The 24,773-nt window shown below is 62.7% G+C and carries 24 protein-coding genes, 3 tRNA genes and 1 pseudogene; 6 read left to right on the plus strand and 22 right to left on the minus strand.

The features are described from left to right. Positions 1–53: 53 nt before the first annotated feature. The 6 genes from BN1133_RS02415 to queF form a co-directional block, all read right to left on the minus strand. Entirely contained in the window at positions 54–1,061 is a 1,008-nt protein-coding gene (locus tag BN1133_RS02415; protein WP_050664965.1) for an isocitrate dehydrogenase, read from the minus strand. Positions 1,062–1,172: 111 nt separating this feature from the next. Next, positions 1,173–1,949 (minus strand): flap endonuclease Xni, encoded by a 777-nt coding sequence (gene xni, locus BN1133_RS02420; RefSeq protein ID WP_050664966.1) that lies wholly within the window; start codon positions 1,947–1,949, stop codon positions 1,173–1,175. A gap of 68 nt (positions 1,950–2,017) precedes the next feature. Beyond that, positions 2,018–3,373, minus strand: coding sequence for a nucleotide 5'-monophosphate nucleosidase PpnN (gene ppnN / locus BN1133_RS02425; RefSeq protein ID WP_050664967.1), 1,356 nt, complete (start codon positions 3,371–3,373; stop codon positions 2,018–2,020). A 145-nt stretch (positions 3,374–3,518) separates the two neighbouring features. Next, on the minus strand, positions 3,519–5,081 hold the full coding sequence (locus BN1133_RS02430) for a GGDEF domain-containing protein (RefSeq protein ID WP_050664968.1): 1,563 nt from the start codon (positions 5,079–5,081) through the stop codon (positions 3,519–3,521). A 51-nt stretch (positions 5,082–5,132) separates the two neighbouring features. Next, positions 5,133–7,400: a tetratricopeptide repeat protein gene (locus tag BN1133_RS02435; RefSeq protein WP_050664969.1), complete on the minus strand. Its 2,268-nt coding sequence runs from the start codon at positions 7,398–7,400 to the stop codon at positions 5,133–5,135. Between the two features lie 73 nt (positions 7,401–7,473). Continuing rightward, the gene (gene queF / locus BN1133_RS02440; protein ID WP_050664970.1) at positions 7,474–8,322 is read right to left on the minus strand and encodes an NADPH-dependent 7-cyano-7-deazaguanine reductase QueF; all 849 of its coding nucleotides are present in this window, start codon (positions 8,320–8,322) and stop codon (positions 7,474–7,476) included. A gap of 54 nt (positions 8,323–8,376) precedes the next feature. Here queF and syd point away from each other — a divergent pair, with 54 nt between their 5' ends. Continuing rightward, entirely contained in the window at positions 8,377–8,916 is a 540-nt protein-coding gene (syd, locus tag BN1133_RS02445) for a SecY-interacting protein (protein WP_050664971.1), read from the plus strand. Here the strand turns inward: syd and yddG are convergent, their stop codons facing one another. From yddG to BN1133_RS02475, 6 genes and pseudogenes are all read right to left on the minus strand, one after another. Then, complete coding sequence (gene yddG / locus BN1133_RS02450; protein ID WP_197273644.1) at positions 8,917–9,810, minus strand: aromatic amino acid DMT transporter YddG; 894 nt, start codon at positions 9,808–9,810, stop codon at positions 8,917–8,919. Positions 9,811–9,852: 42 nt separating this feature from the next. Continuing rightward, entirely contained in the window at positions 9,853–10,623 is a 771-nt protein-coding gene (locus BN1133_RS02455) for a Zn-ribbon-containing protein (protein ID WP_050664972.1), read from the minus strand. Between the two features lie 30 nt (positions 10,624–10,653). Then, the gene (locus BN1133_RS02460) at positions 10,654–10,917 is read right to left on the minus strand and encodes a hypothetical protein (RefSeq protein WP_050664973.1); all 264 of its coding nucleotides are present in this window, start codon (positions 10,915–10,917) and stop codon (positions 10,654–10,656) included. Positions 10,918–10,936: 19 nt separating this feature from the next. Next, entirely contained in the window at positions 10,937–11,167 is a 231-nt protein-coding gene (locus BN1133_RS02465; RefSeq protein WP_050665118.1) for a DUF2789 domain-containing protein, read from the minus strand. A gap of 96 nt (positions 11,168–11,263) precedes the next feature. Then, a pseudogene (locus BN1133_RS02470) lies at positions 11,264–11,527 on the minus strand (DUF3301 domain-containing protein); the annotation flags it as partial. After that, positions 11,524–12,558 (minus strand): DUF3549 family protein, encoded by a 1,035-nt coding sequence (locus tag BN1133_RS02475; protein ID WP_050664974.1) that lies wholly within the window; start codon positions 12,556–12,558, stop codon positions 11,524–11,526. The pseudogene BN1133_RS02470 and the gene BN1133_RS02475, both read right to left, overlap by 4 nt. A 171-nt stretch (positions 12,559–12,729) precedes the next feature. Here BN1133_RS02475 and BN1133_RS02480 point away from each other — a divergent pair, with 171 nt between their 5' ends. The 3 genes from BN1133_RS02480 to BN1133_RS02490 are packed head-to-tail and all read left to right on the plus strand — an operon-like array spanning position 12,730 to position 14,297. After that, positions 12,730–13,068: a YqcC family protein gene (locus BN1133_RS02480; RefSeq protein ID WP_050664975.1), complete on the plus strand. Its 339-nt coding sequence runs from the start codon at positions 12,730–12,732 to the stop codon at positions 13,066–13,068. Beyond that, positions 13,065–13,805, plus strand: coding sequence for a tRNA pseudouridine(65) synthase TruC (gene truC / locus BN1133_RS02485; RefSeq protein WP_050664976.1), 741 nt, complete (start codon positions 13,065–13,067; stop codon positions 13,803–13,805). Before BN1133_RS02480 ends, truC begins: the two co-directional genes overlap by 4 nt. Positions 13,806–13,853: 48 nt before the next feature. Next, complete coding sequence (locus tag BN1133_RS02490; protein WP_050664977.1) at positions 13,854–14,297, plus strand: flavodoxin; 444 nt, start codon at positions 13,854–13,856, stop codon at positions 14,295–14,297. A gap of 61 nt (positions 14,298–14,358) precedes the next feature. Here the strand turns inward: BN1133_RS02490 and BN1133_RS02495 are convergent, their stop codons facing one another. Together BN1133_RS02495 and BN1133_RS02500 are read right to left on the minus strand one after the other, a co-directional pair. After that, positions 14,359–14,787: a PliI family lysozyme inhibitor of I-type lysozyme gene (locus tag BN1133_RS02495; RefSeq protein ID WP_050664978.1), complete on the minus strand. Its 429-nt coding sequence runs from the start codon at positions 14,785–14,787 to the stop codon at positions 14,359–14,361. Between the two features lie 19 nt (positions 14,788–14,806). Beyond that, entirely contained in the window at positions 14,807–16,834 is a 2,028-nt protein-coding gene (locus BN1133_RS02500; protein ID WP_050664979.1) for a M13 family metallopeptidase, read from the minus strand. 204 nt (positions 16,835–17,038) lie between these two features. On the opposite strand from BN1133_RS02500, the gene tilS reads away from it, so the two are divergent. After that, a complete protein-coding gene (gene tilS / locus BN1133_RS02505; RefSeq protein ID WP_082177870.1) occupies positions 17,039–18,373 on the plus strand; it encodes a tRNA lysidine(34) synthetase TilS in 1,335 nt (444 codons plus the stop codon). Here the strand turns inward: tilS and BN1133_RS02510 are convergent. Continuing rightward, a complete protein-coding gene (locus tag BN1133_RS02510) occupies positions 18,370–19,221 on the minus strand; it encodes a GGDEF domain-containing protein (protein WP_050664980.1) in 852 nt (283 codons plus the stop codon). The two genes, tilS and BN1133_RS02510, sit on opposite strands and share 4 nt — an antisense overlap. A 160-nt stretch (positions 19,222–19,381) precedes the next feature. Here BN1133_RS02510 and BN1133_RS02515 point away from each other — a divergent pair, with 160 nt between their 5' ends. Continuing rightward, positions 19,382–21,331, plus strand: a complete 1,950-nt coding sequence (locus BN1133_RS02515; RefSeq protein ID WP_050664981.1) for a cation:proton antiporter domain-containing protein — start codon at positions 19,382–19,384, stop codon at positions 21,329–21,331. 2 nt (positions 21,332–21,333) lie between these two features. Here BN1133_RS02515 and BN1133_RS02520 read toward each other — a convergent pair whose 3' ends face one another. The 7 genes from BN1133_RS02520 to BN1133_RS02550 all read right to left on the minus strand — a co-directional run bounded on the left by BN1133_RS02520 (position 21,334) and on the right by BN1133_RS02550 (position 24,728). Next, a complete protein-coding gene (locus tag BN1133_RS02520) occupies positions 21,334–22,479 on the minus strand; it encodes a patatin-like phospholipase family protein (RefSeq protein ID WP_050664982.1) in 1,146 nt (381 codons plus the stop codon). Positions 22,480–22,584: 105 nt separating this feature from the next. Next, a complete protein-coding gene (locus tag BN1133_RS02525) occupies positions 22,585–23,211 on the minus strand; it encodes a response regulator transcription factor (RefSeq protein WP_050664983.1) in 627 nt (208 codons plus the stop codon). 128 nt (positions 23,212–23,339) lie between these two features. Next, a tRNA-Tyr gene (locus tag BN1133_RS02530) sits at positions 23,340–23,424 on the minus strand. 20 nt (positions 23,425–23,444) lie between these two features. Next, a tRNA-Tyr gene (locus BN1133_RS02535) sits at positions 23,445–23,529 on the minus strand. A 33-nt stretch (positions 23,530–23,562) separates the two neighbouring features. Further along, positions 23,563–23,647, minus strand: a tRNA-Tyr gene (locus BN1133_RS02540). Between the two features lie 130 nt (positions 23,648–23,777). Beyond that, positions 23,778–24,257: a C40 family peptidase gene (locus BN1133_RS02545; RefSeq protein ID WP_050664984.1), complete on the minus strand. Its 480-nt coding sequence runs from the start codon at positions 24,255–24,257 to the stop codon at positions 23,778–23,780. 78 nt (positions 24,258–24,335) lie between these two features. Then, on the minus strand, positions 24,336–24,728 hold the full coding sequence (locus tag BN1133_RS02550) for a hypothetical protein (protein WP_050664985.1): 393 nt from the start codon (positions 24,726–24,728) through the stop codon (positions 24,336–24,338). Positions 24,729–24,773: the final 45 nt, after the last annotated feature.

Here is a 24,773-nt window from a genome sequence, read left to right on the forward strand (position 1 = left end):
TCCTTAACTGATCGGCATTAGCCGTAAAGGCTCCTTTTGCGTCTCTTTAATAATCAGAGTTTGGCCATCACGGCCTGGGTAAACTGGTCAGTGGTGGCGCAGCCACCCAGATCTCGAGTCACGCACTGACCCGCCTCTATGGTGCTGCGCACTGCGGTCAGAATGCGCTCGGCCTTCTCTTGCATGCCGAGATACTCAAGCATCTGCACCGAGGCAAGGATCACTGACGTGGGGTTGGCAATATTCTTGCCGGCGATATCGGGCGCGGAGCCGTGTACCGCTTCGAAGATGGCGGCGCCGCTGCCGATATTGGCCCCCGGTGCCATGCCAAGGCCCCCCACCAGACCGGCGCAGAGATCCGAGAGGATGTCGCCAAACAGGTTGGTGGTGACGATCACATCGAAGCGCTCAGGGTACATCACCAGGTTCATGCAGGCGGCGTCGACGATCATCTCCTCACACTGGATCTCCGGGTGGCGTGCCGCTACCTGGCGCGCGACCTCCAGGAAGAGACCCGAGGTGGATTTGAGAATGTTGGCCTTGTGCACCACGGTCACCTTCTGGCGGCCCTCTTTCTTGGCCAGATCAAAGGCAAACTCGACGATGCGTTCGGCCCCTTCGCGGGTGACTATGCTCATTGCCTCGGCGCTGTTGTTATCATCGCTGCGGCGTTGACCGGCACCGGAATACATCCCCTCCGTATTCTCACGTACCGTAATGATGTCGATGTTCTCGTAACGGCTCTTGGTCCCCTTGAAGGAGATAACCGGGCGCACGTTGGCGTAGAGGTTAAATTTCTTGCGCAAGGAGACGTTGATGGAGGTGAAGCCACCACCAACCGGCGTCGTCAGGGGGCCCTTGAGGGTCACCTTGTTCTGGTCGATGAGATCCAGGGTTGCCTGGGGCAGCAGCTCACCATGTTTTTCGAGCGCAGTCAGGCCGGCGTCGGCGTAGTCGTAGTCGAAATCGCAACCCGCTTTTTGCAGGATCTGGATGGCGGAGTCGATGATGCTGGGGCCGATGCCGTCACCCGGGATGACGGTGATTCTTGTTTTGGACATAGGGCACTTCCGAGGTACAGATAGGTGTAGAAGTCGGTGTTTCTTATACCATTTTAGAAACATTTCCTCCATTTTTCTTTACATCATGGCGCCATTTTGAGCGCCTTCTCCTCAGTCGGGGGAGGGGAGTCTCAGATCCTTGAGATTAAACCCGAGTTCGATGTCGTCTCTCAGCCGCACCAGCTCAAAGGCCAGGCGGGCCTCATCGGCGTGAGCCTGCACCTTCTTTACCCCCTTGTCGTCGCTCTCTGCTGCCAGCAGGGCTGCCAGGCTGTCGTGGTCCTGCAGCAGCGCCGTGGCACTCTTGGGCCCGATCCCCGGTACCCCCTTGATACCGCTACCTCCCACACCGGTCAGGGCCCAGTAGTCGACCAGCCGACCTGGCGCCACGCCAAACTGACTCTGGACGAAGGGCAGATCGAGCCAGCGCTTGTTGAAGTAGTCGCGGATGCGGATCTCCGGGCAGAGCAGTTGGCAAAACCCCTTGTCGGTCGACACTATGGTCACACACTGGCCGTGACGGGCCATCTTGCGGGCCAGGGTCGCGATCAGATCGTCCGCCTCATCGGTCTCCGAGAGCAGGGCATCGATGCCGAGCTCCCAGAAGGCATCCTGCAGACTATCGAGTCCGGCACGCAGTTCCGGCGGCATGGGGGTTCTTCCCTCCTTGTAGGCGGGAAAGCGTGCCTTTCGCCAGCCGTCCACCTCGGCGTCGAAGACCGCGATGGCATGGGTGGGGGCCGCCCGGGTGAGCAGTTTGCGGGTGGTATTGAGCAGGGTTGCCCGGGTCGCGATGAGGGCCTGATCCGGCGTCAGAGACTGGCTGGCTTGCACCGCGTGAATGCGGCGGATGAGATTGAGGGCATCGATGATCAGCAGATGGGACATGGAGGGCTCGCTCGGTTCGGGCCCGCCATTGTAACAAAAGGGGGCGCGTCGCGCCCCCTTGCGGCGTCTTAACGGACTATCTCGTAGCAAGGCACATAGGCCGAGCCCGGCAACTTCATCCGTTGCTGCTTGACGAAGCTTTGCAGCAGCTTGTCCATCAGCAACATAAGCTCCTTGTCCCCATGGATCTTGAAGGGCCCCTTCTTCTCGATGGCGCGGATGCCCCCCTCCTTGACGTTCCCGGCTACGATGCCGGAGAAGGCGCGTCGCAAGTTGGCCGCCAGGGATTGGGGCGGCTGGTTGCGATGCAGGTTGAGACTACCCATGGTCTCGTGGTTGGGCTCGAAGGGCAGCTGGAACTCCGGCTCTATCTTGAGAGACCAGTTGAAGGAGTAAGCATCCCCGACGGATTTGCGATACTCGCGGATCTTGGGCATCGCCTCTTTCAGGGCGCGGGCAACCTCGGGTGCATCGCCGATGATGATGCGATAGAGGCGGGTGGCTGCCTCGCCCAGGGTGGCACGCACGAAGTCGTCGATGGCGGTGAAGTAGTCGGCGCTCTCTTTGGGGCCCGTCAGTATGATGGGAATAGGCTGACGCTCGTTGGCCGGGTTCATCATGATACCGAGCAGGTAGAGCAGCTCTTCGGCCGTGCCGACCCCGCCGGGGAAGATGATGATGCCGTGACCGAGGCGTACGAAGGCCTCCAGTCGCTTCTCGATATCCGGCAGGATCACCAGCTCGTTGACGATGGGGTTGGGCGGCTCGGCGGCGATGATCGAGGGTTCGGTCAGGCCGATATAGCGACTGTTCTTGATACGCTGCTTGGCGTGTCCCACGGCGGCTCCCTTCATGGGCCCCTCCATGGCGCCCGGACCACACCCGGTACAGATGTTGAGCTCGCGCAGGCCCAGCTCATTGCCGACGGCGCGGGTGTAGTTGTACTCGACCTCGTTGATGGAGTGGCCACCCCAGCAGACGACCAGATTGGGATCGGCGCCGGGCAGGATAGCCTTGGCATTGCGCAAGATGGCAAAGACCACGTTGGTGATATGAGTGGAGTTGGTCAGGTTGACCTGGCGATTGGACTCGAGCTGATTGGAGACATAGAGGATATCGCGCAGCACCGAGAAGAGGTGTTCCTGGATACCGCGAATGATCTCGCCATCGACGAAGGCGTGCTCGGGGGCGTTGAAGAGCTCCAGCTTGACCCCCCGCTCACGACGAATCACATGGATGTCGAAGCTCTTGTAGCGCTCCAGTATCTCCTTGGAGCTGTCGGTGTGGCTGCCGGAGTTGAGTACCGCCAGGGAGCAGTTACGAAACAGCTGATAGATATCGCTGGTAGCGGTCTGCTTCAGGCGATCCACCTCGAGCTGTGACAGCAGATCCATGCTGCCGACCGGATTGATGTGGGTGATCATAGGCCCCCCTTAGGGTTGTTCTTATCATTCTTCCTGATTCATCAAAGGGATACCGACTGGTATCCCTTCCATCCGATACTAGATGCAAGCGGGGCAAAAGGGGAATAGGGGGCGAGTTCGTCTGCTGCTTTTTTGTGCTTCCCGATCAGAACACCAGGTTGACCTGGTCGCGCCCCGAGTGCTTGGAGTTGTAGAGCGCCTGATCGGCTCGCTCGAAAGCATCCGTGGGCTGGTCCCCCTCCTTGAACAGGGTGGCGCCGATGGAGATGGTGATCTCTACCCGGGCATCCTTGAAGCGGAACGGGATGCTCTTGATGGTCTGGCGCAGCTTGTCGAGGGGTTTTTGGAACTTGTCGGGGTTGATATTGGGCAGCAGGATCACAAACTCCTCACCACCGAAGCGGGCGATGAAGTCCGTATCGCGCAGGGTCCGTTGCAGCGCCTTGGCCACAACCTTGAGGGCCTTGTCACCGGCCATGTGGCCATAGTTGTCGTTGATGGTCTTGAAGTGGTCTATGTCTACCACCGCCAGACAGAGGGGGGTCTGGTAGCGCAGCCAGCGTTTGTACTCGAGCTCGAGCCGCTCGTCGAGGGCCGCCCGGTTGTGTACCTGGGTCAGGCTGTCGAGGAACAACTTGTGCTTCTGGATGGTGAGACGCTTCTTGTATTCGGCGGTCTCATCCTTCATCAGTCGCAGCTTGGCCTCCATGGCGGAGAGGCGGGTCATCAGGCCACGCTCGCGTTGATAGAGGGCATCCCGTTCGCTGAGCAGGTGCGAGATGGCGTCCATATGGCGGTGGATGGCGAGCTTGAGCTCTTCGACCGTCTGCTGGTTGCCAAGCGTCTTGCCGATGGCCTGCAGCTCCTTGTTGAGGGCCAGTCTGCTGAGGGTGGTTTCATCTTGCAGGCTACGCCCCTCGTCGAGGGTCTCGGTAAAGCTGAAGTGAACGGCGTTAAGGCTTTCGTTGAGGCTGCTCAGGAAGGAGTGGGAGGCTTTGCGCTCCTCACGGGTCCCCTGAATGATCAGCTCAATGACCTGCAGGGCCATATTGGCCAGGTTTTCCAGGGGAACCCCTTGCAGCAACTCGCGGCGGATGCTGTCCAGCTGTTCGCCAGTCTGGCCGGCGAAGTCGAGCTCTGTGATGAGTCGTTGCAGTTCGTCGGCCAGTTGGCCTGACGAGCCGGGCTCCAGCTCCGCGTCGGGGAGGGGGACGTCCTGATTTTCTTGAAGCAGGGGGGATTGGGCGGACTGGTACTTCAGGGCTTGCTGGTAATACTCAAGCAACTTCAATACTTTGCGATGATAATCGCCAAAGCTGTAGCCATCGTCGGCGAGCAGATGCTCGCGCAGGGTCTGGCAGGCCTTCTCGGTGAAGTCTCGTACCGGACGGATATTTTTTGCGCCAAAATGGACCGCATCACGAACCGAATCGATCGAGTCTTGAACGGCGTCAGAGTGACGCTGCAGCAGCCGCTCGATGAGTACCATCTCAGCATCGAGAGTCATATAGGTGTGGTTGACGTCGATCCGCTGCTTGAGCTTCGCGAGTCGGGTGTCGAGCTCGCGATCATGACCCCGGCAGGCCAGCATCAATTTGGTAAGGAATTGGGTAATCCGGGTGCGCTCGACGACCGTCTGCTCCCTCAATTCGCTCAGCTTAACTCTCAGCTCGTTCATCTGTTCTGCCGAAGTGGCCATGTCCTTCATAAAAGAGGTCACCTGTCATTGTTATTATGAGCATAAAAAACGGTCGCGTCGTCAGTGTTCAGATGCCTGCTTCCTGGCCAGCATATGCCACTCAATCCACTGTTTTTCATGTGAAGAATTCACTTTAACCAGCCCTTTGTCAATTGCCATCAGGCAGCGCTCCCAGACATCCCCATGGAAGAACGCCGCCTGTTGGCAATCCACGGCGGCCAGTTCAACCCAGGCTGCCCGGCCGTCGCTGCGGCCGGCCGATACCGCACCGGCCAGGGCCAGGTAGCAGAGGTCAAACAGACGGCGATGATCGAAGGCGCCGGCCGCCTTGGGCAGGAAGGGGTAGCTGATGATACCGAGGGCTACCCGGCGATCGAGCTCCAGGTCGCTTGGGAAGGCATCGAGCCAGGCGATGAGCTCATCGGCCAGGCGGGGGAGATCGGTCACATGGCGCTGGGGGACGACATAGAGCAGATGCCCCTCGCGCAGATCGTAGATGCGGCCATCCCTGGGCTTGCCCGCCTCCAGATAGTGGCCAAAGGCCTGCTCCAGCTCGCAGGCGACCTGATGTCCGAAGCGTTCGCGGCAATCGATCAGGAAGGGGACCTTGAACAGCAGGTAATGGAGCTTGTCATCGAATGCCTTCTCCCCCTCTTCGGTCAGATACCAGAGATCCGAGCTCTGCTGGCGTTTGGCCATCTCCTCCGGGGTGCGTTGCAGCAGCCGTTGCCAGTTGGGCAGGCCGGTTCTGGCCTCTTTTTGCAAAGCCCGGCCGAGCGCCTTGTTTTGCAGGCGCAGGGTGCGCAACTTGAGCCAGAGCGTAAAGAAGAGCCAGATGAAGAGTGCCAGTGAGAGGCCGGTCAGTATGGAGGTCCACTGGTAGCGCTGGCGAGAGCGCTGTTCCTCTTTGAGGGTCTTGTCGAGCTGGCTGATCATCTGCTCCCGCTCGACCCGTTGATAATGCTCTTCCAGCCCATCCTGATAGAGGTCGGTCTGCTGCTGGCGTACCTGTTCGCTGCTCTGGTGGAAGCGTTTGTAGCTGGCCAGCGCCTGCTGATAGAAGCCCTTCTGCTCATAGGCTCCCGCCAGCAAGCGGTAGAGCGCGATCTGCCGCGCTTTGTCCCCGAGTTGATTGGCCAGGGTCAGGGCATTTTCGAGCTGCAAGATGGCGATGCCCGCCTCGCGCTGGCGCAGGTGCAGCTCCCCCAGCAGTTGCAATGTGTCGACCAGGGGCGCCTTGTCGTCGCCAAACTCATAGGCCTGGCGGGCGGCGTTGAGGTAGTTGCGCGCCAGCACCAGATTACCCGCCTGCAGGTAGGTCTTGCCAATTTCGAACTTGAGCCTGGCCCCTTGCTGCTGCGGGGCCCTGTCGTCTTGCAGATCCAGGGCGTTGAAGAAATAGACCAGGGCCATGTTGAGATCACCCTGCTCCCGGTTGAGCTGGGCCAGGGCGATTAACGCCTGCTGCAGGGGGCGAGGATCCCCCAGATTCTGATAGTGATCGGCCGAGCTGCTGGCGAATTCGAGCGCCTTCTTGAGGTTACCCTCGTCGCGATAGAGGGCGGCGATCTGGGCGGTCAGCATGCCAAGGAAGAAGTGTTGCTCCATCCCCTCGACCCGCTTGAGGGCATCGAGATATTGACCCAGCGCCATCTCGGGTTGGCGGATGGCCAGATAGAAGTCACCCTGCACGGCCCCGTACCAGGCGAGCTGGATGGGGTCTGCGCTCTTCTCTGCCGCCTTCTGGCTCTTTGCCAGCAAGTCTTTGGCCTGCTCGAGCTGATGATGGCCGATGGCCAGGGAGGCCTCCAGCAGGGGGGCATAGACTTGCAAGGGATGGGCCCGGAGCGCCGGCTCTGCAAGCAGGCGATCGAGCTGTCCCAGCAGAGGGCGAGCCTCATGAAGGCGGCGCTCATCCCGGGTCAACAAGCGGGAGTTGAGGTAGAGGGTGCTTGCCAGCTGGCTGGTGAACCCTTCCTTCTGGGCAACTTCCTGGGCCTGGGTCAGGGTGGCCAACGCGGCCTGAATCTCGCTGGCCTGGGCCAGACAGATACCCTTGAGCATCAGTGCGGCATTGACCTGCTCCTGGGTACGGTAATTGAGCAGTGGCTCCCGATAGGAGTTGGTCTGGCTGCTGCTCAGCACCTGGGTCGGATTTTCCCCGATGCGCTGGAGGAAGGCATCGGCGAGGCGCACGCACTCACGGGGCTGGTTGAAGGCCTGAGCCTGGGCCGAGATGAGCTCGCTGGGCAGGGATGTCTTGGCCAACTCCAGTTCGGGAGTCGACAGGGAAGACATCATCATGGCCAGAAAGAGCAGTTGGTTCATTGTCAGTAACAGCGCGCAAGGGGTCAGGGCATGTTAGCCAAGGGGCCCCTTGCGCGTCCAGCGCTGGAAAAGATTACTGGCGAATCAGTCGGATATTCGCGGGGGAGCGCTCAAAATCGCTACGGAACGGGTTGATATCCAGTCCGCCACGACGGGTATAACGGGCATAGACGGTGAGTCGGTGGCAGCCACACAGGGCCTTGAGGTCGGTAAAGATCCGCTCGACACACTGCTCATGGAACTCGTTGTGTTGACGAAACGAGATCAGGTAGCGCAGCAGCTTCTCCCGGTCGATACGTGGGCCCTGATAGTGGATCACCACTGAGCCCCAGTCCGGCTGGGAGGTGACCAGGCAGTTGGACTTGAGCAGGTGACTGTGCAGTGTCTCTTCCACCTCCTCGTCGCCGGTGGCGCCGTCGAGCCAGGCGCTGTCGAAGTGGTAGTCGTTTACCTCGATGTCGAGGTGATCGATACACTCCCCGGGCAGGGTGGCGATGGTGGCCGGTGCCTCATCGAGGTGCCACAGGGTCACCGCTACCGGCGCGCCGGCACAGGCCCCGAGATCTTGCTCGAGCAGCGCCTGTACGGCAGCCAGGCTCTCGCAGCGGGTCTGGTTGAAGGAGTTGAGGTAAAGCTTGAATGACTTGGATTCAATCAGATTCGTGCTGGTGGCCGGAATGCGAACCTCTCCCAGGGCGACCACGGGCTTGCCCTTGCTATCGAGCCAGGAGAGTTCATAGAGGGTCCAGATATCCTCTCCCTGGAAGGGCAGGGCATCGCCCAGAGAGAGGTCATCGCGGTTCAGGCTGCGCGGGACCGGTTGCAGCAGGCTTGGTGTGTAGCTGCTGATGTAGTCGGATTTCTGGCCGAGGGAGAGGCCGGCCAGAGCCTTGGCGCCGGCGTAACGGTCTTGGTTGGTCATGGTGTCGATGTCGCATAAAATGACGGGCTTTGGCGGCAATTGTGGTGAATTTGGATGACGGATCAAGTGTTGTGTGCGCTGGGGCGCCTGTTTGTACGCTGGCAGCAGCTGGGGGAGAGCCGGGGCAGCCTGCCCCTGTGCGAGTTTGAGGCGGGATGGCATTCCCCGTGTGAGCTTGGAGAGCCCCACGATGGGCGGGTCGCCTGGCGTCCTGCCGCTCGCCCCGAGGCGGAGGACTTCTCCGCGCTCGAGCAGGCCCTCGAACTCCCCTTGCACCCCTCCATCAAGGCCCTCTATGGCCACTGGTTCAGCCGCCCCCTCACCCTCTGGTTCAAGGGGCTGCGCCTCTGCCTCATCCAGCCATGGAACCAGGAGGATCTGGATCTCCTCAAGGAGAACCTCATCGGTCACCTGCTCATGCAGCGCAAGCTCGGGCGTACACCGACCCTGTTTCTGGCCAGTTGCCGGGACGAGATGGGGATCATCAGCCTCGATAACGGGAGTGGTGAGGTGCTCTTCGAGCGGCTCGACAGCGACAAACGCACCATCATAGCGCCGGATCTGGCGACCTTCCTCGACCGCTTGCTCCCCTGATTAGCTACGGCTGCCCCACCAGCAGAGCAGGGAGCCCAGGCTGACCATGGCCACCCCGCCGAAGAAGCCGGCCCCGGGGGTAACGCCGAGCCAGAGGCTGGCGAGCACCATGGAGAGGATGGGGGTGAAGTAGGAGGCGCTGGCCAGCAGGGTCAGGTTGCCCCCCTGCACCCCATGATTCCAGCAGGAGTAGGCGGTGGCGGTAAAGACGCCGAGCAGCAGCACCTGCAGCAGGCCCCCCGGGTGGAAGGGGAGAGGGGGCTCTTCCCCCAGCAGGTACTTGCCCCACAGCATCAGGGCGGTGGCGGCGAGAAACAGGGGGATGACCCGCTCCCCGCGACCGAGCAGGCGCGTCACCAGGGAGTAACAGGCCCAGATAAAGGCGGCGGCCAGAGCCAGCAGATAGGCCGTCGGATTGTCGATGATGCTCTGCCAGCTATGGGTGAGTGACCCCCCACCATTCCCCTGCATCACCCGGCCGATCCCCGCCAGACAGAGACCGAGCCCGGGCAGCAACAGGAGCGAGCCCCGTTGCTGACGGCTCAAGACCGCCAGCAACACGGTCAGGCTCGGCCAGAGGTAGTTGAGCATGCCGAGCTCGAGGGCCTGGGCCCTGTCATGGGCGAGGCCGAGTGCCAGAGCCAGCGAGATCTCGTAGGCCACAAACAGACCTCCTCCAATCAGCAGGTAGGCACGTGGAATGGCGCTCAGGCGCGGCCAGCCCGATGCCAGGGTGGCGAGCAGGGCGCTGGCGCTGAAGATGAGCGCCGCCCCGCCGGTCGGCCCGAAGATCTCCGAGATACTGCGAAACAGTCCGATCGACCCACTCCAGAGCAAGACGGCGGTCATGCCGATCAGGGTGGCCCGGCGACGGGAGTGCGGGGAGAGGGGCAAGGGATCAGCTCCGTCTGGATGATGGCCCACGGGGCACGAACATTACTCCTTGAAATCCCAGGAGATGTTGGAAACCAGCCGGCAATCGTCGCACTTGAAGTCGAAGATCTCGTGAAGGGGCGCGGGGAGGCGCCACTGTCCGCCGCACTGGGGGCAGGGACGGGTGAGCTCCTCCTCACGGCTGCCGCCGACCCGATAGAGGTAGTAGTAGGTCGGCGTCTTGGTCAGGTATTCGATGCGCTTGCACAGATCCCAGCCACGGCGATGGAGACGGCTTCCTACCTCGCCAATTTCGTGCAGGGCCGCGTGCTCGGCGATGGAGCCGTTCATCTGCAGCTGATCGCATGCCTCCCAATCCTCCTGCCACTTGATCACCTGCTTGTGATCCCCGTTGGCCACAGGCGGGATGCGGTAGAGGGGGATGGGGGCGAAGTGATCCCCGCAGCGCAGGGGTGAGCAGGTGTGCAGGAAGCTGGTGTAGAGCACCTGCCAGCTCGGGCTTTCGCACGGATCTGTGCTGTCGGAGAAAAGATCCGGGCCATCGAGCTCCACCTTGGGGGCGAGCAGGCCGGCGTCGCTCAGGCGCAGCTCGGCCAGTTGCACCTGTTCGCTGTGATGGCGTGGGTGCAGGCTGTCTGGCTCGGGGCAGACCACCCGGCTCTTGAACCACCCCTCCTGCACGCTGGTGGGGAGCTCGCGCCCGATGATTTGGCCGTTGTAGCGCAGGGCATCGAGATAACCGAGGATCCCCTGCTCGGCACGGGAGAGGGTGGTGTCTTCGAAGCATTCGAAGATGAGGTCGACAAGGTACATGAGGTGTCCAACGGGGCGGAGCGGCCGCCCTTAGCGTGATTGCAGCAGGGTGATCAGGGTATCGAGTTTGGTCTCGATGCGGGTCAGGCGTGCCTCCAGGCTATCGGCTGGGGCCTCGGGTTGTGCGGGGGCCGAGGGGAGGGGGTTCCCCTGTTTCCAGCTGGCCAGCACCGACATCAGCTCGGCCATGGGGACCGGTTCACCGAGGCGGGCCTTGATCATGGCGGTGGTCGGGGTGGTACCCCGTTCGGCCAGCTCGTTGGCGATACGCAAGATGGCGTCGCGATGGGACATCTTTCTCTCCAATACAGGGTTAGCGGCGCAGTTGTCGGTCCAGCTCGTCGATGCAGCTCGACCAGTCAGAGTCGTTATAGAGGGCATCGCGCAGGAAGTCGGCCTGAGCCCGGCTCCAGAAGGTGGCTTCGGGCAGCAGGGTGTGCGAGTCCAGGGCGTGACTGTTGATGAACCGGCGAATGCTGAGCTCGTCTGAGGGCAGCCCCAACTGCGCGAACAGGTGGCTCAGGGTGTGATGCGGGCTCTCCATGGTTTTCGTCTCCAGCTTGACTGGATCTGAGTATAGTTCTGCCTCCATCACCCTCCCCGAGCGGTCGTTCCCGCTCATGCGAAAGGGGGGGAGGTCTATCCCCTCTATCTGGTTGCCACGCAGGCGCAGCTGGCCCGTGTAGTGGCTCTCCCCGTCGCTCGAGAATTCAAACTGGTAGCAGTTGACCAGACCGCTACGCCCAAAGCGCCGGTGGCTCAGGGCCACCGAGAGGAGCTGCAGTCCGTTGGCCTTGCAGTAGCGGCGCAGGGCCAGGGCGGCGAGCTCGCTCTTTTGCCGCTCACGCCAGAACAGGGCTGCCCCGAGCAGGAGCAGCAGGATCAGCCAGAGTTCGCTGCTCATCCGCCGTGTGCCGCCTTGAAGAGCTCGCCGATGGCCTGGCCCAGGGCCGCGCTGCGGTTGGGGTCGCGCAGCTTGCCCAGCAACCCGGGTCGCAGGTTGGGCAGGGTGACCAGCTCGGCAAAGAGTTGGCCAAAGAGGCGGGTGTCGAGGGCGGCCAGGGCCTCGAGGAAGGCGCCAAGCAGGGCCTCGTCCTCCAGATCGCCGGGCAGGCGCCCGGCAATGGCGAGCAGCAGGGCCTGGCTCGGATGGGTGGTGAGCAGGGTCAGCAGCTTGGCCCGGCGCAGGGCCTGGGGCGGACAGGAGGCCTGGGCCCGGCACAGGTGCGCCAGGGTCTCGTCACTCGGCTCGGCGCGCTCCTGCTCCTGATTGATGCGCTCGATGAGCGCCCCTTGCAGGGCCGGGGGCAGGGCGACCGACTCCAACGCCTGACACAGGGCGTGCAGCACGGGCTCGGGCAGGCGCGGCAGGCTCTTGCACACCAGAGGGAGGATGTCTTGATCACTCACCCGCTCGGCCAGGTCGGCAAAGCCCTGCAGACCGAGCTGTTGCCAGCCATCGCTCCGGGGATCGGCGAGGTAGCCGCACAGGGGGGCGAGATAGGCCGAAGAGGGTTGGGCCAGCCGGCGTGACAGGTGGGCATGGAGCGCCGCCATCTTGGCCTCGGCCGGGCGGAAGGTCCAGGGGTTGTTGGCCAGCTTCTCGGCCTTGGCCTCGTCGAGCTCGCCGGTGAGCTGGTAGCCCAGGGTCTCGACCACCAGATCCATAAACTGTTTGGGGCCGGCCCCCATCAGCAGCCCCTGCTCGTCGAGGGGGAAGGTGAGGAACCAGAGATAGTGCTTGCCCCCTTCCTGATAGAAGTGCACCGCCAGCCAGGCCTTCTGCTGCAGGGGCCAGGGGTAGGGCTCCTGCTGGCGCTCGATGTGCTCGAACCGGTCGCGCTCCAAAACTCTGAGCTGGCGGCCCAGATCGAACAGCTGGAATTCGGTGCCGGCTTGAGTCAGAAATTGGGTCAGGGTATCGATGGTGGACATGCCTTGCTCTCGAGTCTGGGGGTTGGTGCCCGATTATAGGGAGCCTGAGTGCCGGCGCAAACCGTTCCCTGCGGTGCATAATCAAAAGAGCCTGCTCTGCCGCGTCAAGGCGGCATGGTATAGTAGCGCCCCCCCGCGCCCCTGGGCGCCCGGCAAATTAAGGACGTTCCCATGTTCAACAAGCACCTGCTGGTCTCAGAGCTTCTGATGGAGATGACTGTGGAGATGCAGCGCATCGGTCGCTGGCAGAGTGAGGCACCGAGTGCCGAGGCCCTGGCCAGCCAGCTCCCCTTCTGTGTCGATACCCTCAGCTTCGATCAGTGGATCCAGTTCATTCTGATCCCGCGCATGCAGCAGCTCATCCTGCTGGAGGCCGAGTTGCCAAGCAGCGTCTCCCTCTATCCCATGGCCAGCGAGGTTTATAAGGAGGAGCTGGCCGAGGTGGAGCAGTTGCTGCGTCTCATCGGCCGCTTCGATCTGTTGCTCTCGGGTAAAGTGGTGGACCGATGAGGCTCGAGCTCCTCTATCAGGATGACTGGCTGGTGGCAGTGAACAAGCCCTCCGGTCTGCTGGTGCATCGCAGCTGGCTCGACAAGCACGAGACCCGTTTTGCCATGCAGATGACCCGGGATCTTATCGGTGGCCGTCATGTCTACCCGGTGCACCGGCTCGATCGCCCCACCTCGGGAGTGCTGCTGTTTGCCCTCGACCCGCAGACCGCCCGCACCCTGACCGAGGCCTTTGCCAACCGTCAGGTCCACAAGGAGTACCTGGCGCTGGTGCGCGGCTGGGTGCCCGAGCAGGGGCTCATCGACTATCCGCTCAAGGAGCAGCTCGACAAGATTGCCGACGCCTTCAGCAGTCCCGACAAGCCGGCCCAGGATGCGGTCACCAGCTATCGCCGGCTGCAGCGGGTGGAGCTCCCCCATGCGGTTTCCAAGAAGCACCCTACCAGTCGCTACAGCCTGGTGCGGCTGCACCCGCACACCGGGCGCAAGCATCAGCTGCGCCGCCATCTCGACCATATCTTCCATCCCATCATAGGGGATACCACCCACGGTGACGGGCGCCACAACCGCTTCTTCAAGCAGGAGCTGGGCTCGGATCGGCTACTGCTTATTTCCCGTAACCTGAGCTTTACCCATCCGGTGCTCAAGGTGCCGATGCGCATCCAGGCGCCGCTCGGACGCGAGGTGCTGGCCCTGTTCGAGCGACTCGGTTGGCCGGCCAGCGAGAGTGACTATTGATCCCCCTCTGTGCCATGCTGGGGCTTATCGTGGAGAAGGAGAGTGACGATGGCGCAAGTGGATCTGTTTGTGGGGACCGTCTATGGCTCGGCGGCGCTGGTGGCCGAGCAGCTGGCTCGTGAGCTCAAGCGTGGCGGGCACAGGGTCACAATCAATGAGGAGGCGCGGGCCAGGGATCTCAGCCCGGAGCGTTTCCTGCTGCTTGTCACCTCCACCACGGGGCAGGGGGATATACCGGAAAACCTGGCTCCTTTCGCCGACGATCTGCGCCACCAGTCTCCCTGGCTCTCTCCCCTGCGCTACGCCCTGATTGCCATGGGCGACAGTGGTTATGGCGATACTTATTGCGGAGCCGGTCGAACCCTGGATGGTCTGCTGCAAGAGCTGGGGGCCCATCCCCTGGTGCCCCGTCTCGAGATCGATGCCGGGCAAGAGGATGAGCCGGAGCGTCCGGCCCTGGCCTGGCTCAAGGGGTGGATGGGCCATCTCTGAGCCTTCGGGGGCCTAGATAGCAAACAGGGGAGCCATGGCTCCCCTGTCCGGTTATGGTCGATCACTCCTGCGGCGCCCTGAGTGCCTTGACCAGATCGCTGTCCGGGGGCAGATCCACCACCTGACTGTAGCTCTCTATGCCCTCCGGGGTAACGGTGAAGGCATCGGCCGAGAGATAGCCACCGCTGCCGGCACTTTGGGCCACCACGATCAACTCTGGTTGCTTGTCATCGTTGAGATCGACCAGCCTGGCCGCGACCAGGCTGCCGTTGCGGGGCATGATGATGCCGGCGATAAAGTCATCGAGAGGAAACCGGGGATTGCTCCCGGAGTAGAGGCGAAGGGCATAGCTGCCGATAGAGGCAGGCTCGCCGCTCCCCTGCTCCAGCGTGATCACCAGTCCCGTTGGCAGGGTCAACTGCCGCGGGAGCTCTCCCGCCTGCGTGGCGCCGGCCATGGCCAGCAACAGGGTAAAGCCCCATCTTTTCATCATCATTTCCTCAGGGTCATCACCAGATCTTGACCCGTTTTTCCGGTGGCAGGTAGAGCTTGTCGCCGGGTTTGACGTTAAAGGCATCGTAGAATGCCGGAATGTTTGGCACCACACCGTTGACCCGATACTCGGGCGGAGAGTGGGGGTCGGAGCGCAGCAGCATCTGCATCAGCTCGGGGCGATACTTGCCCTTCCACACCTGGGCCCAACCCAGGAAGAAGCGCTGCTCGCCGCTATAGCCATCGATGACCGGCGCCCCCTTGCCATCGAGGGAGAGGAGATAAGCCTTGTGGGCTATGGTAAGGCCACCCAGATCGCCGATGTTCTCACCCAGGGTGAAGGCGCCGTTGACGTACTGTCCCTCGATGGGCTCGAAGCGGTTGTACTGGGCTACCAGGCGGCTGGTGCGGAAGCGGAACTCCTTGAGATCTTGTGCACTCCACCAGTTGGTGAGGACGCCGTCGCCATCCGATTTTGCTCCCTGATCATCAAAACCGTGTCCCATCTCGTGGCCAATGACCCCGCCGATGGCACCGTAGTTGACCGCATCGTCCGCCTGCATATCGAAGAAGGGGGGCTGCAGTATGGCCGCCGGGAAGACGATCTCGTTGTTGCTCGGGTTGTAGTAGGCGTTCACCGTCTGCGGCGTCATGTGCCACTCGTCCCGATCCACCGGCTTGCCGAGGCGCGCCAGGTTATCGGCGTATTCAAATTCGCTGGCCCGCAGCAGGTTGCCCACCAGATCGTCGGCGCGCAGGGAGAGGGCGCTGTAGTCCTTCCACTTGTCCGGGTAACCAATCTTGGGGCGGAACTTGGCCAGCTTCTCGAGGGCCTTGGCCTTGGTGGGCTCGCTCATCCAGTCGAGTTCCCGGATGCTCTCGCCGTAGGCGGTGCGCAAATTCTCCACCAACTGCTCCATGCGCGCCTTGGCGGCGGGGGGGAAGTAGCGGGCCACATAGCGCTCGCCGACCGCCTCACCCAGATGATCGTCGAGCACTCCCAGGGCACGCTCCCAGTCCGGACGCTGCTGCGGCGTACCGCTCAGGGTGGTGCCGAAGAAGGCGAAGTTGAGGCGGTCGGTCTCCTTGTCCAGATAGGGGGCCCAACTGCTGATGAGATGCCAGCGCAGGTAGGCGCGCCAGTCTGCCAGGGGCGTCTCCTGCATCAGCGCATCGACACCGGCCAGGTAGTCGGGCTGGCCGACGATGAGGCGCTGTTGCTTCGCAAGCCCGGTATCGTCGAGCCAGCGTCCCCAGTCGAAACGGCTGGCCAGTTGTTTAAGCTCGGCCTGGCTCTTGGGGTTATAGCCCTTCTCCCGGTCGCGCAGGGTGACATTGTCCCATTGCAGCCTGGCGATCCGGGTCTCCAGGGCCAGGATGCGGGCGGCTTGGGTATCGGCCTCGGCAGCGGGGATGCCGCTGCGGGCCAGCATGGCGGCGATATGAGCCTGGTACTTTTGCTGCAGTGCGCGCGCCTCGGCGTCGTCTTTGAGGTAGTAGTCCCGATCCGGCAGGCCGAGGCCGCTCTGGTAGAGGGTGACGCTGTAGCTGTCGGGATCTTTCTCGTCGGCCCCGATCCAGAAGGCGAAGGGGGCGCCGCCACCGATGCGTGCACTGCGGGCGAAGGCGTGGGCCAGATCGCTTTGGCTCTGGACCTTGTCTATCTCGGCAAGCAGCGGGCTGAGGGGGGCCATGCCCAGGGCATCGCGCCGGGTGCGGTCCATGTAACTTTCATAGAGGGCCGCGATCTGCTGATCGCTCCCCTCGCTGGCGTTGGCCTTGACCGCCTCATCCACCAGCACCTTGACGTCGGCCAGGGAGCGATCGCGCAAGGCATAGAAGGCGCCGTCGGCGGGGCGGTCGGCCGGAATCCGGGCCGTACCGAGCCAGTGGCCGTTGGCATAACGGAAGAAGTCATCGCCCGGCTTGACGCCGAGATCCATGTTGGCGCCCTGCAGTCCGCTGTGGCGAGGCGGGGTGCTCTGGCAACCGGCCAACAGGGCCAGGGCCACCAGAGAGGCGCTTAAGGTCAGCTTATGGGTCATTGTTATTCGTCTCTTGCTATCCAATAGGGGTTCAGCCTGTCCATGTTGCCGGGCGGCATGAGGGGAACACTCTATCAGTGCCCGATCCCGTGACTCAAGTGGTGGTACTGTTGCCGGGCGCGATGAGGGGAACACGTTATCACATTGGCCGATGCTGCGATTCAAGTGGTGGTATGATGCCCCGATCTGTACCCGGGATGCCTTATGACCACCTTCAGCGACTCTCCTCTGCGCCTGGCCCTGCATCAGGCGCTCGGCGACTACCCCTCTGCGCCCCTGTGTCTGGCCCTGAGCGGGGGGCTCGACTCTGCCCTGTTACTGACCCTGCTCGCCGCCGACCCGACGTGGCGACATCGCTTGGTGGCGATCCATGTGCACCATGGTCTGAGTCCCCACGCCGACACCTGGATGGCCTTCTGTCAGGCTCGCTGCGACGAGTTGGGGGTGCCCTTGGTGACGGAGCGGGTCCTGCTGGCCAGAGGGACGGGGGAGAGCCTGGAGGCCCAGGCGCGTGAGGCCCGTTATGAGGTGTTGCGAACCCGTCTTCCGGTGGGAGGCGTGCTGCTCACGGCCCATCACGGAGACGATCAGCTCGAGACCCTGCTGCTGGCCCTCAAGCGGGGTAGTGGTGTGCGCGGCCTGGGGGCGATGCGCCCTGCGCAGCCGTTTGGAGAGGGGGTACATCTGCGCCCCTGGCTCTCTTTCTCCCGCCAGCAACTGGCCGCGGCGGCGCAGCACGCCGGGATAGATTGGGTCGATGACGAGAGCAACGGCGACGCTCGCTTCGATCGCAACTTCTTGCGCCTGCACCTGGTGCCCTTGCTGCGCGAGCGCTGGCCCGCCATCTTGCAGACGGCCGGGCGCAGCGCCGAGCTTTGTGCCGAGAGTTCGGCGCTGCTCGACGAGGTGGCGGCCGAGGATCTGCAGCGCGCCTCCTGCGGGGAGGGGCTGGCCATCGCCGCTCTGGGGGCGTTTTCGGCTACCCGTCGTCATAACTTGCTGCGTTACTGGCTCCGGCACTGTGGTGCCAGCGCGCCCTCTCGCGAGCAGTTGCAGCGCCTCTGGCTCGAGGTGGCCTGTGCCAGGGAGGATGCCAATCCTTGCCTCAGCTGGGATGAGTGGAGTTGTCGCCGCCATGACGGGGCGCTTCACCTGCTGCGTCGTAGCGAGGGAGAGGCCCGCCCCCTGGCGTGGCAGGGGAGCCTGCAGCCGGGTCTGTCGTTGACGCTTCCCGAGGGGTTGGGGCACCTGCAACTGCGGGAGACACAAGGGGGGGCACTGCGATTGCCCCGGCAGGGGGAGCTGCTGTCGGTACGCTTCGACGTGCCCCCAGGATGCCGCTTGCATCCAGAGGGGCGGGCTGGCAGCAGAAGGCTCAAGAAGCTGTGGCAGGAGTATGGGATCCCCTCCTGGCAGCGAGGGCGCATCCCCATCCTCTATTACGGCGAGACTCCGGCGGCGGTGCTCGGGGTCTTCATCTGCCAGGGATTCATCTGTGAGGCCGGCAGGGGGCTCGCCTGGCAGTGGTGCCAGGACTAGCCGCGCCGCACCTTGCGCAGGTAGAGGTCGGCATCGGCCAGCTCATAGAGCTGGTGAACGCTCATGCCAGGATGCCAGCTGGCTCCGCCCATGCTGCAGCCCACCGAGAAGGTGGAGAGCTCACGGTGGCAGGCCAGCTGCTCGTTGAGCCTGAGCCAGACCGGCTGCCAGGCGGCCGGCTCGGCCGGCTGCAGGATCAGGGCAAACTCGTCGCCGCCGAGGCGGAAGGCCTGATCCGTGGTGCGGATCACCTCCTGCAGCAGGTGGGCAAAGCGGGTGAGCACCAGATCGCCGACCGGGTGCCCCCAGGTGTCGTTGATCTGCTTGAAGCGATCCAGATCGACCAGCGCCAGCACCAGGCCACGGGAGTCGCGGCTGTGCTGCTCCACCGCCCGGCCAATGGCCTCGTCAAAATAGGCGCGGTTGCCCAGGGCCGTGAGGTGATCGAGGCGCACCTGCAGTTGCAGCTGCTCCAGGCGCAGCATCAGGCGCAGGGGTTGCACCAGCACCAGGTGATACTGCTCCAGCAGTCGCAATTGTCCCTGGCTCGGGGTCTGATCCAGCCCATAGTGGATGAGGCCGAGCAGGTGGTTGTCACTGCCGCGCAGCTCGAAGCTGTGATGCAGTACGGCGCCCTCGCTGTTGATGATGTGGCGGGGTTGTCCGCAGTCGATGAGCAAAGAGCGGATCCGGACAATCTTTGCCGCCTCGCTGGCAAAGGTTGCCAGCAAGTCGCTCAGGCTCTGTTGGGCGAGCAGCGACTCGATCAGCGTGATCCGCTCCGCACTCGAGAGGCAGGTCAGGCGTTCACTCTGTCTGACCCAGTGGTCGAGCCCCTGGCTCAACATGCCGGCCGTCGTTGTATTGTCCACAGCCTACTCCTTACAACCCGGGGAATGACATTTTCCCCCTCTTCACGCAACACTTCTGCAAACAACGTGCCGAAAAGATGATCACTGCCTCCCGATTTGGCTGACTAGACTTAAGTCAATCAAACAGGAGGAAAAATTGTACCGGGAACTGCTGCTACTCCTGCTCGTCGCCGTCCTCTTGGTGGCACTTTTCCGACGCCTCGGGTTGCCGGCGATCCTCGCCTACCTGTTGGTGGGGGTGCTGCTGGGCCCCTATGGCAGCGGGGCGGTCAGCAATCAGGAGGTGATGCATACCCTGGGCGATCTGGGGGTCGTCTTTTTGATGTTCTCCCTCGGTCTGGAGTTCTCCCTGCCACGACTCATCGCCATGCGCCGCCTGGTGCTTGGTGTCGGTCTGCTGCAGGTATTGCTCACCTCCCTGCTCTGTGTGGCGGTCCTGCTGGCCTGGTCGTTCTCCCTGCCCCAGGCCCTGGTGGTGGGGGGCACCCTGGCCATGTCCTCGACGGCGGTGGTGATCAAGCAGCTGGGCGACGAGAACTTGCTGCATACCCGGCGTGCCCAGCTGGGGGTGAGTGTGCTCCTGTTTCAGGATCTGGCGGTGGTTCCCCTGTTGGTGATGATCCCCATTTTTGCCGAGCCTGAGGTGGAGGGGGTTGCCCTGCTCCAGCTGGTGCTGATCGCCTCGGGCAAGGGGATGCTGGCGCTGGTGGGCCTGTTGGCGGTGGGGAAGTGGCTGCTGCCCAGACTCTTCTTTGAGGTGGCCCGGGTTCGCTCTGACGAACTCTTCGTGATGACGACCCTGCTGGTGGCGCTGCTCGCGGCCCTGCTGACCAACTGGCTGGGCCTCTCCATGGCACTGGGGGCCTTCCTGGCCGGCATGATGCTGGGGGAGTCCCATTACCGGCACCAGCTTGAGGTCGATATTCGCCCCTTTCGCGACATGTTGATGGGGCTCTTCTTCGTCACCGTCGGCATGAGCATGGAGTGGCAGCGGGTGGCCCAGCACTGGTCCTGGGTGATGGGGGCCGTGCTCGCGCTCATGCTCTGCAAGGCGGTGCTGGTCATGTTGGCCGGGCGCCTGATGGGGGAGCGCAAACGAGACAGTTTGGCCGCCGGCATCATGCTGAGCCAGATGGGGGAGTTCGGCTTCGTGCTGCTGGCGCTGGCGGCCCAACACGGTCTGCTCAGCCGCGACCAGACCTCCCTGCTCATCGGGGTCGGGGTGCTCTCCATTGCCATGACTCCCTGGCTTATCAACCGCTCCCAGGCATGGGCCGCCTCATTGACCCGCTCACGGCTGCTCGCCCAGTCCGAAGTGGCCCAGAGCGGCCTGGGCAAGTGCGATCATGTGATCATCGCCGGCTTTGGCCGGGTCGGTCAGACCTGTGCCCGCTTCTTAAGGCTCGAGGAGATCCCCTTTCTGGCACTGGATCTCGATCCGGAGCGAGTCAGCGAGGCCAGGCTGGCCGGAGAGCAGGTGGCCTTTGGGGATGCGGGACGACGGGAGATCCTGCTGGCGGCCGGTCTGTCACGGGCCCGGCTGCTCATCATTACCTTCGACGACAGGCGGCGTATCGAAGGGATGCTGGCGCTGGTCAAGGAGCTGGCGCCCGGGGTCAAGACGCTGGTGCGCACTCGGGATGATACCCATCTCGAGGCTTACCTGGCGGCCGGCGCCCAGGAGATAGTACCCGAGTCCCAGGAGGGGGCGCTGATGCTGGTCTCCCATGTGCTGGTGAATTGCGACATTCCTATCGGGCGCATCATCCGCCGTATGGAGCAGGAGCGGCGCACCCACTATCGCTTCTTGCACGGCTTCTACTGGGGTGACCAGAGCGGCGCCGGGATCGAGCGGGAGCTGGTGCTGGAGCGGTTGCATCCGGTGCTGCTGGAGGGGCAGGCCTGGGCCATAGGGCGACGCATCGAGGAGTTGGGGTTGGCGGTGCATATCAAGGAGGTGCTGCGCGAGCAGGAGAGCCTGGAGCCCCTGTCGACCCTGCGTCTGATGAAGGGGGATACCATCATTTTGTTTGGCAACAGTGCCGACATCGAGCAGGGGGTCCAGCGACTGTTGGAGGGGGGCTAGCCTCAGGCCGGTTGCTCCGCCCGGTAGGGGGGGATGAGATCGAGAAAGGCGCAGACGCGCTCCTGATCGGCCAGGGTATCTTCATAGCCCAGTCGGATGAGGCGTTGGCAATAGCCCGGATGAAACATCAGGAAGCTGGCCAGGGTGCTCGGCTCATCCCCCTTGACCCCCAGGATCCGCAGCAGGCGACGCACATGGACGGGGAGCCTGGGCAGATAGGGGATCGCCAGTTCGTCGAGATCCTGGCTCGGCTTGAGCAGACAGGTTTCGACCGACTTGAGTTTGAGTCGCTCACGCTCCCCCCGCGGCAGCATGGCGAGCGTCTTGTTGATGCGCCACAGTCGCTCGAGATCCGAGTTGAGGGTGTCGGTGAAGACGGTGTTGAGCAGGTGGCTGGCGATCTCCGAGCTGGTCAGGCTGTGGCTGTGGGGCCGCTCCTTGTGGGGGGCATCGAGGGAGATCACCAATATATGCTCGGCCCCCAGGTGGATGGCCGGGCTTAGGGGGCTGAGCTGATGGATGGAGCCATCCCCATAGTAGTGCCCCTCGATCATCAGGGGGGGGAAGACGAAGGGGAGCGCCGCCGAAGCCAGCAGATGGTCGGTATTGATGACGGTTCTGACGCCACGGCGCCTCGCGCGCTCCCACGGGAGGTGATCGGGTCGCCCCTGAAAGAAGGTGGTGGACTGGCCACCATAGTAGTCTGACGCCGTGATAGCCAGCGCCTCCAGAGTGCCGTAGAGGAGGTTGTCGTCGATCCGCTCATAGTCGATGAGCTGATCCAGCAGGCGGCGCAGGGGGTCGTGGGAGAAGAGGTTAAAGGCCGGGTTGGGGGTGGGGCGAATCAGCCCCGCCGATCCCTCAAACAGGAGGCGGCGCAGCACCTGACCTGGAAAGAAGGTAAAGATATGGCGCGTCTCGAAGCGGCGCCACACCCACTCCAGCTTGCGTGCTCCCAACTGAAAGCAGGAGGCATAGCAGGCCAGGGCCGTCACGTTGATAGCCCCGGCCGAGGTACCGCAGAGGATCGGGAACGGGATCCCGATATTGCGCGGGTAGAGTTCGGCGATGGCCTTGATGGCCCCCACTTGATAGGCGGCGCGGGCGCCCCCCCCGGTCAACAGCAGTGCGGTGTTGGGCCTCGACATACAGCATGTTCCTACGACTTTTTTTTTAACTATAAGTCGCTGTCATCGAAGACCATTTTTTTTTCGTTATCGGGCTATCCGGGTTGCCGGCGCCGACCTGTTCGTCTACAGGTCGAGCTGCTGCAGGGCGATCACCGCCTGGGTGCGATTCTTGACCCCCAGTTTGCGGAAGATGGCGGTGATATGGGCCTTGATGGTCGCCTCGGAGACGCTGAGCTCCCAGGCGATCTGCTTGTTGAGGCTGCCATCGCGCAGCATCAGCAGCACCTTGTATTGCTGGGGAGTCAGGCTGGAGAGTCGCTCGGCCAGGGGATACTCCTCCTGTTGCAAGGCGATGCCCTCCGGCAACCAGGTGTCGCCACCGAGTACCGTCGTGAGCGCGTCGACCAGGGTCTTCATGGGGGAGGACTTGGGGATAAAACCGAGGGCCCCCATGGCCATCACCTGACCGATAATGGCGGGCTCCTCGGCTGCCGAGACCACGACCACCGGCAGATCCGGGTATTGGCCACGAAGGTGGGCGAGCCCCTCCAGGCCATTGGCCCCGGGCATCTTCAAATCAAGCAGCAACAGATCCACCTCGTCATGCTCTCCCAACAGGGCAAGCAAGGAATCGATAGAGTCTGCCTCGAGCAGGTGTGCCTGGTTCATGGCCAGGTGTACAGCCTGATAGAGGGCACCGCGAAAGAGAGGGTGATCGTCGGCGATGACGATGGTGAGTGAGCTGTCCATGGCGTTGTTAACAGATTGTTTTGTCAGGAAGCTAACACCCCGGAACGGTCGGGTCAAATGAGGGGAGGGACAAATGTGAGACGGGTGGAAAAGCGAAACCCCGGCACTGGGCCGGGGTCTCTGAATAGTGGTGGAGGGAGAAGGATTCGAACCTTCGAAGGCAGAGCCGTCAGATTTACAGTCTGATCCCTTTGGCCGCTCGGGAACCCCTCCACAGATTGTGTTCAGGAAAGTGGTGGAGGGAGAAGGATTCGAACCTTCGAAGGCAGAGCCGTCAGATTTACAGTCTGATCCCTTTGGCCGCTCGGGAACCCCTCCACGGGGTACTTCCTGATTGTCGCACTTGGTAGATGGTGGAGGGAGAAGGATTCGAACCTTCGAAGGCAGAGCCGTCAGATTTACAGTCTGATCCCTTTGGCCGCTCGGGAACCCCTCCTCAAGTGCGAGGCGAATACTACCAGAAACTTTTCGCTTGTGAACCCCGAAAAATAAAAAGATTGGTAAAAAAGCCTGTTTCACCCTGTTTTTTGGTTTGTTTGCTTATTTTTCGCCCTTTTGTGAGCGTTTCATGACCCGGAAGCGCCTTGCTGCGCCATCATCAGGATGGGATCCATGCGGCGGGCCTGCCAGTAATGGCGTTTCCAGTAGACGTTATCGAGGCGCGAGCGGATCACCCCCTTGCTGGTCGAGGCGTGGATAAATTCACCGCCCCCCGTATAGACACCCACATGGTATTGGTTCCAGCCGGTCTTGAAAAAGACCAGGTCCCCGTGACGCAGAGCGGAGCGGGAGACGGGAAGGCCGAGTTCGGCCTGGGATTCGGTGGTGCGGGGCAGGGGCAGCCCCAGTACCTGGCGATAGGCGAGCTGGGTAAAGGCTGAGCAGTCCAGGCCGTTGCGGGAGCTGCCGCCGAGTCGGTAGGGGACACCGCGCCACTCCTGATAGAAGCCTTCGAAGGCAGAGTGTGTTGACACCGGGGGAGGTGGAGGTGGCGTGGACGAGCAGGCAGCCAGCAGCATGAGAGTGGAAAGAAGAAGGTATCGCATCGACGTCTCCGCAAGATCCTTGTCTTATGGAGTGTAAAGCAGGGGGGTATTCAAAGAAAACCCGATGCCGATACCGGTTCAGTCGTGAAACAGGATAGCGCCCTCCCGATGCCATTCGGGAGGCTCGCCGGCGGGAGGGGTGCCCAGCACGAGCAGGGGGGCACCCGCTTTGAGCAGCGCGCGAAGAGCCCGCAGATCAGCATGCCAGTGATGCTCGCCGCCAATGCGGCAGGCCCCGTCGAAGGGGACGATCGAGCTCATGCGATGCAGGGGGACGGCCCGTACCGGTACCCCTCCCCGGGCTGAGGCGGTCATGGCGGCCGGAATGGCGTCGCAACAGGCGCTCACCACCATGCCGGCCTCGCGCAATGCATGGCAGAGGTGACCGTCATCGCCGCTGATGAGGATGTGGGCGCCGGGAGTCAACCGGTCGAGCAGTGGAGCCAGCTCAATCTGGTTCGGATGGGTCATGGGATTAGCCCTCCCGTCATAAGAGGAGAACACGGGACCTCGCAA

Source organism: Aeromonas schubertii (assembly GCF_000820105.1).
GTDB classification, from domain to species: Bacteria; Pseudomonadota; Gammaproteobacteria; order Enterobacterales; family Aeromonadaceae; genus Aeromonas; species Aeromonas schubertii.

Coding starts and splice junctions, on each gene's coding strand:
- BN1133_RS02415 (WP_050664965.1), bottom strand. CDS start 1,061: ATGTCCAAAACAAGAATCACCGTCATCCCGGGTGACGGCATCGGCCCC.
- xni (WP_050664966.1), bottom strand. CDS start 1,949: ATGTCCCATCTGCTGATCATCGATGCCCTCAATCTCATCCGCCGCATT.
- ppnN (WP_050664967.1), bottom strand. CDS start 3,373: ATGATCACCCACATCAATCCGGTCGGCAGCATGGATCTGCTGTCACAG.
- BN1133_RS02430 (WP_050664968.1), bottom strand. CDS start 5,081: ATGAAGGACATGGCCACTTCGGCAGAACAGATGAACGAGCTGAGAGTT.
- BN1133_RS02435 (WP_050664969.1), bottom strand. CDS start 7,400: ATGAACCAACTGCTCTTTCTGGCCATGATGATGTCTTCCCTGTCGACT.
- queF (WP_050664970.1), bottom strand. CDS start 8,322: ATGACCAACCAAGACCGTTACGCCGGCGCCAAGGCTCTGGCCGGCCTC.
- syd (WP_050664971.1), top strand. CDS start 8,377: ATGACGGATCAAGTGTTGTGTGCGCTGGGGCGCCTGTTTGTACGCTGG.
- BN1133_RS02455 (WP_050664972.1), bottom strand. CDS start 10,623: ATGTACCTTGTCGACCTCATCTTCGAATGCTTCGAAGACACCACCCTC.
- BN1133_RS02460 (WP_050664973.1), bottom strand. CDS start 10,917: ATGTCCCATCGCGACGCCATCTTGCGTATCGCCAACGAGCTGGCCGAA.
- BN1133_RS02465 (WP_050665118.1), bottom strand. CDS start 11,167: ATGGAGAGCCCGCATCACACCCTGAGCCACCTGTTCGCGCAGTTGGGG.
- BN1133_RS02475 (WP_050664974.1), bottom strand. CDS start 12,558: ATGTCCACCATCGATACCCTGACCCAATTTCTGACTCAAGCCGGCACC.
- BN1133_RS02480 (WP_050664975.1), top strand. CDS start 12,730: ATGTTCAACAAGCACCTGCTGGTCTCAGAGCTTCTGATGGAGATGACT.
- truC (WP_050664976.1), top strand. CDS start 13,065: ATGAGGCTCGAGCTCCTCTATCAGGATGACTGGCTGGTGGCAGTGAAC.
- BN1133_RS02490 (WP_050664977.1), top strand. CDS start 13,854: ATGGCGCAAGTGGATCTGTTTGTGGGGACCGTCTATGGCTCGGCGGCG.
- BN1133_RS02495 (WP_050664978.1), bottom strand. CDS start 14,787: ATGAAAAGATGGGGCTTTACCCTGTTGCTGGCCATGGCCGGCGCCACG.
- BN1133_RS02500 (WP_050664979.1), bottom strand. CDS start 16,834: ATGACCCATAAGCTGACCTTAAGCGCCTCTCTGGTGGCCCTGGCCCTG.
- tilS (WP_082177870.1), top strand. CDS start 17,039: ATGACCACCTTCAGCGACTCTCCTCTGCGCCTGGCCCTGCATCAGGCG.
- BN1133_RS02510 (WP_050664980.1), bottom strand. CDS start 19,221: ATGTTGAGCCAGGGGCTCGACCACTGGGTCAGACAGAGTGAACGCCTG.
- BN1133_RS02520 (WP_050664982.1), bottom strand. CDS start 22,479: ATGTCGAGGCCCAACACCGCACTGCTGTTGACCGGGGGGGGCGCCCGC.
- BN1133_RS02525 (WP_050664983.1), bottom strand. CDS start 23,211: ATGGACAGCTCACTCACCATCGTCATCGCCGACGATCACCCTCTCTTT.
- BN1133_RS02545 (WP_050664984.1), bottom strand. CDS start 24,257: ATGCGATACCTTCTTCTTTCCACTCTCATGCTGCTGGCTGCCTGCTCG.
- BN1133_RS02550 (WP_050664985.1), bottom strand. CDS start 24,728: ATGACCCATCCGAACCAGATTGAGCTGGCTCCACTGCTCGACCGGTTG.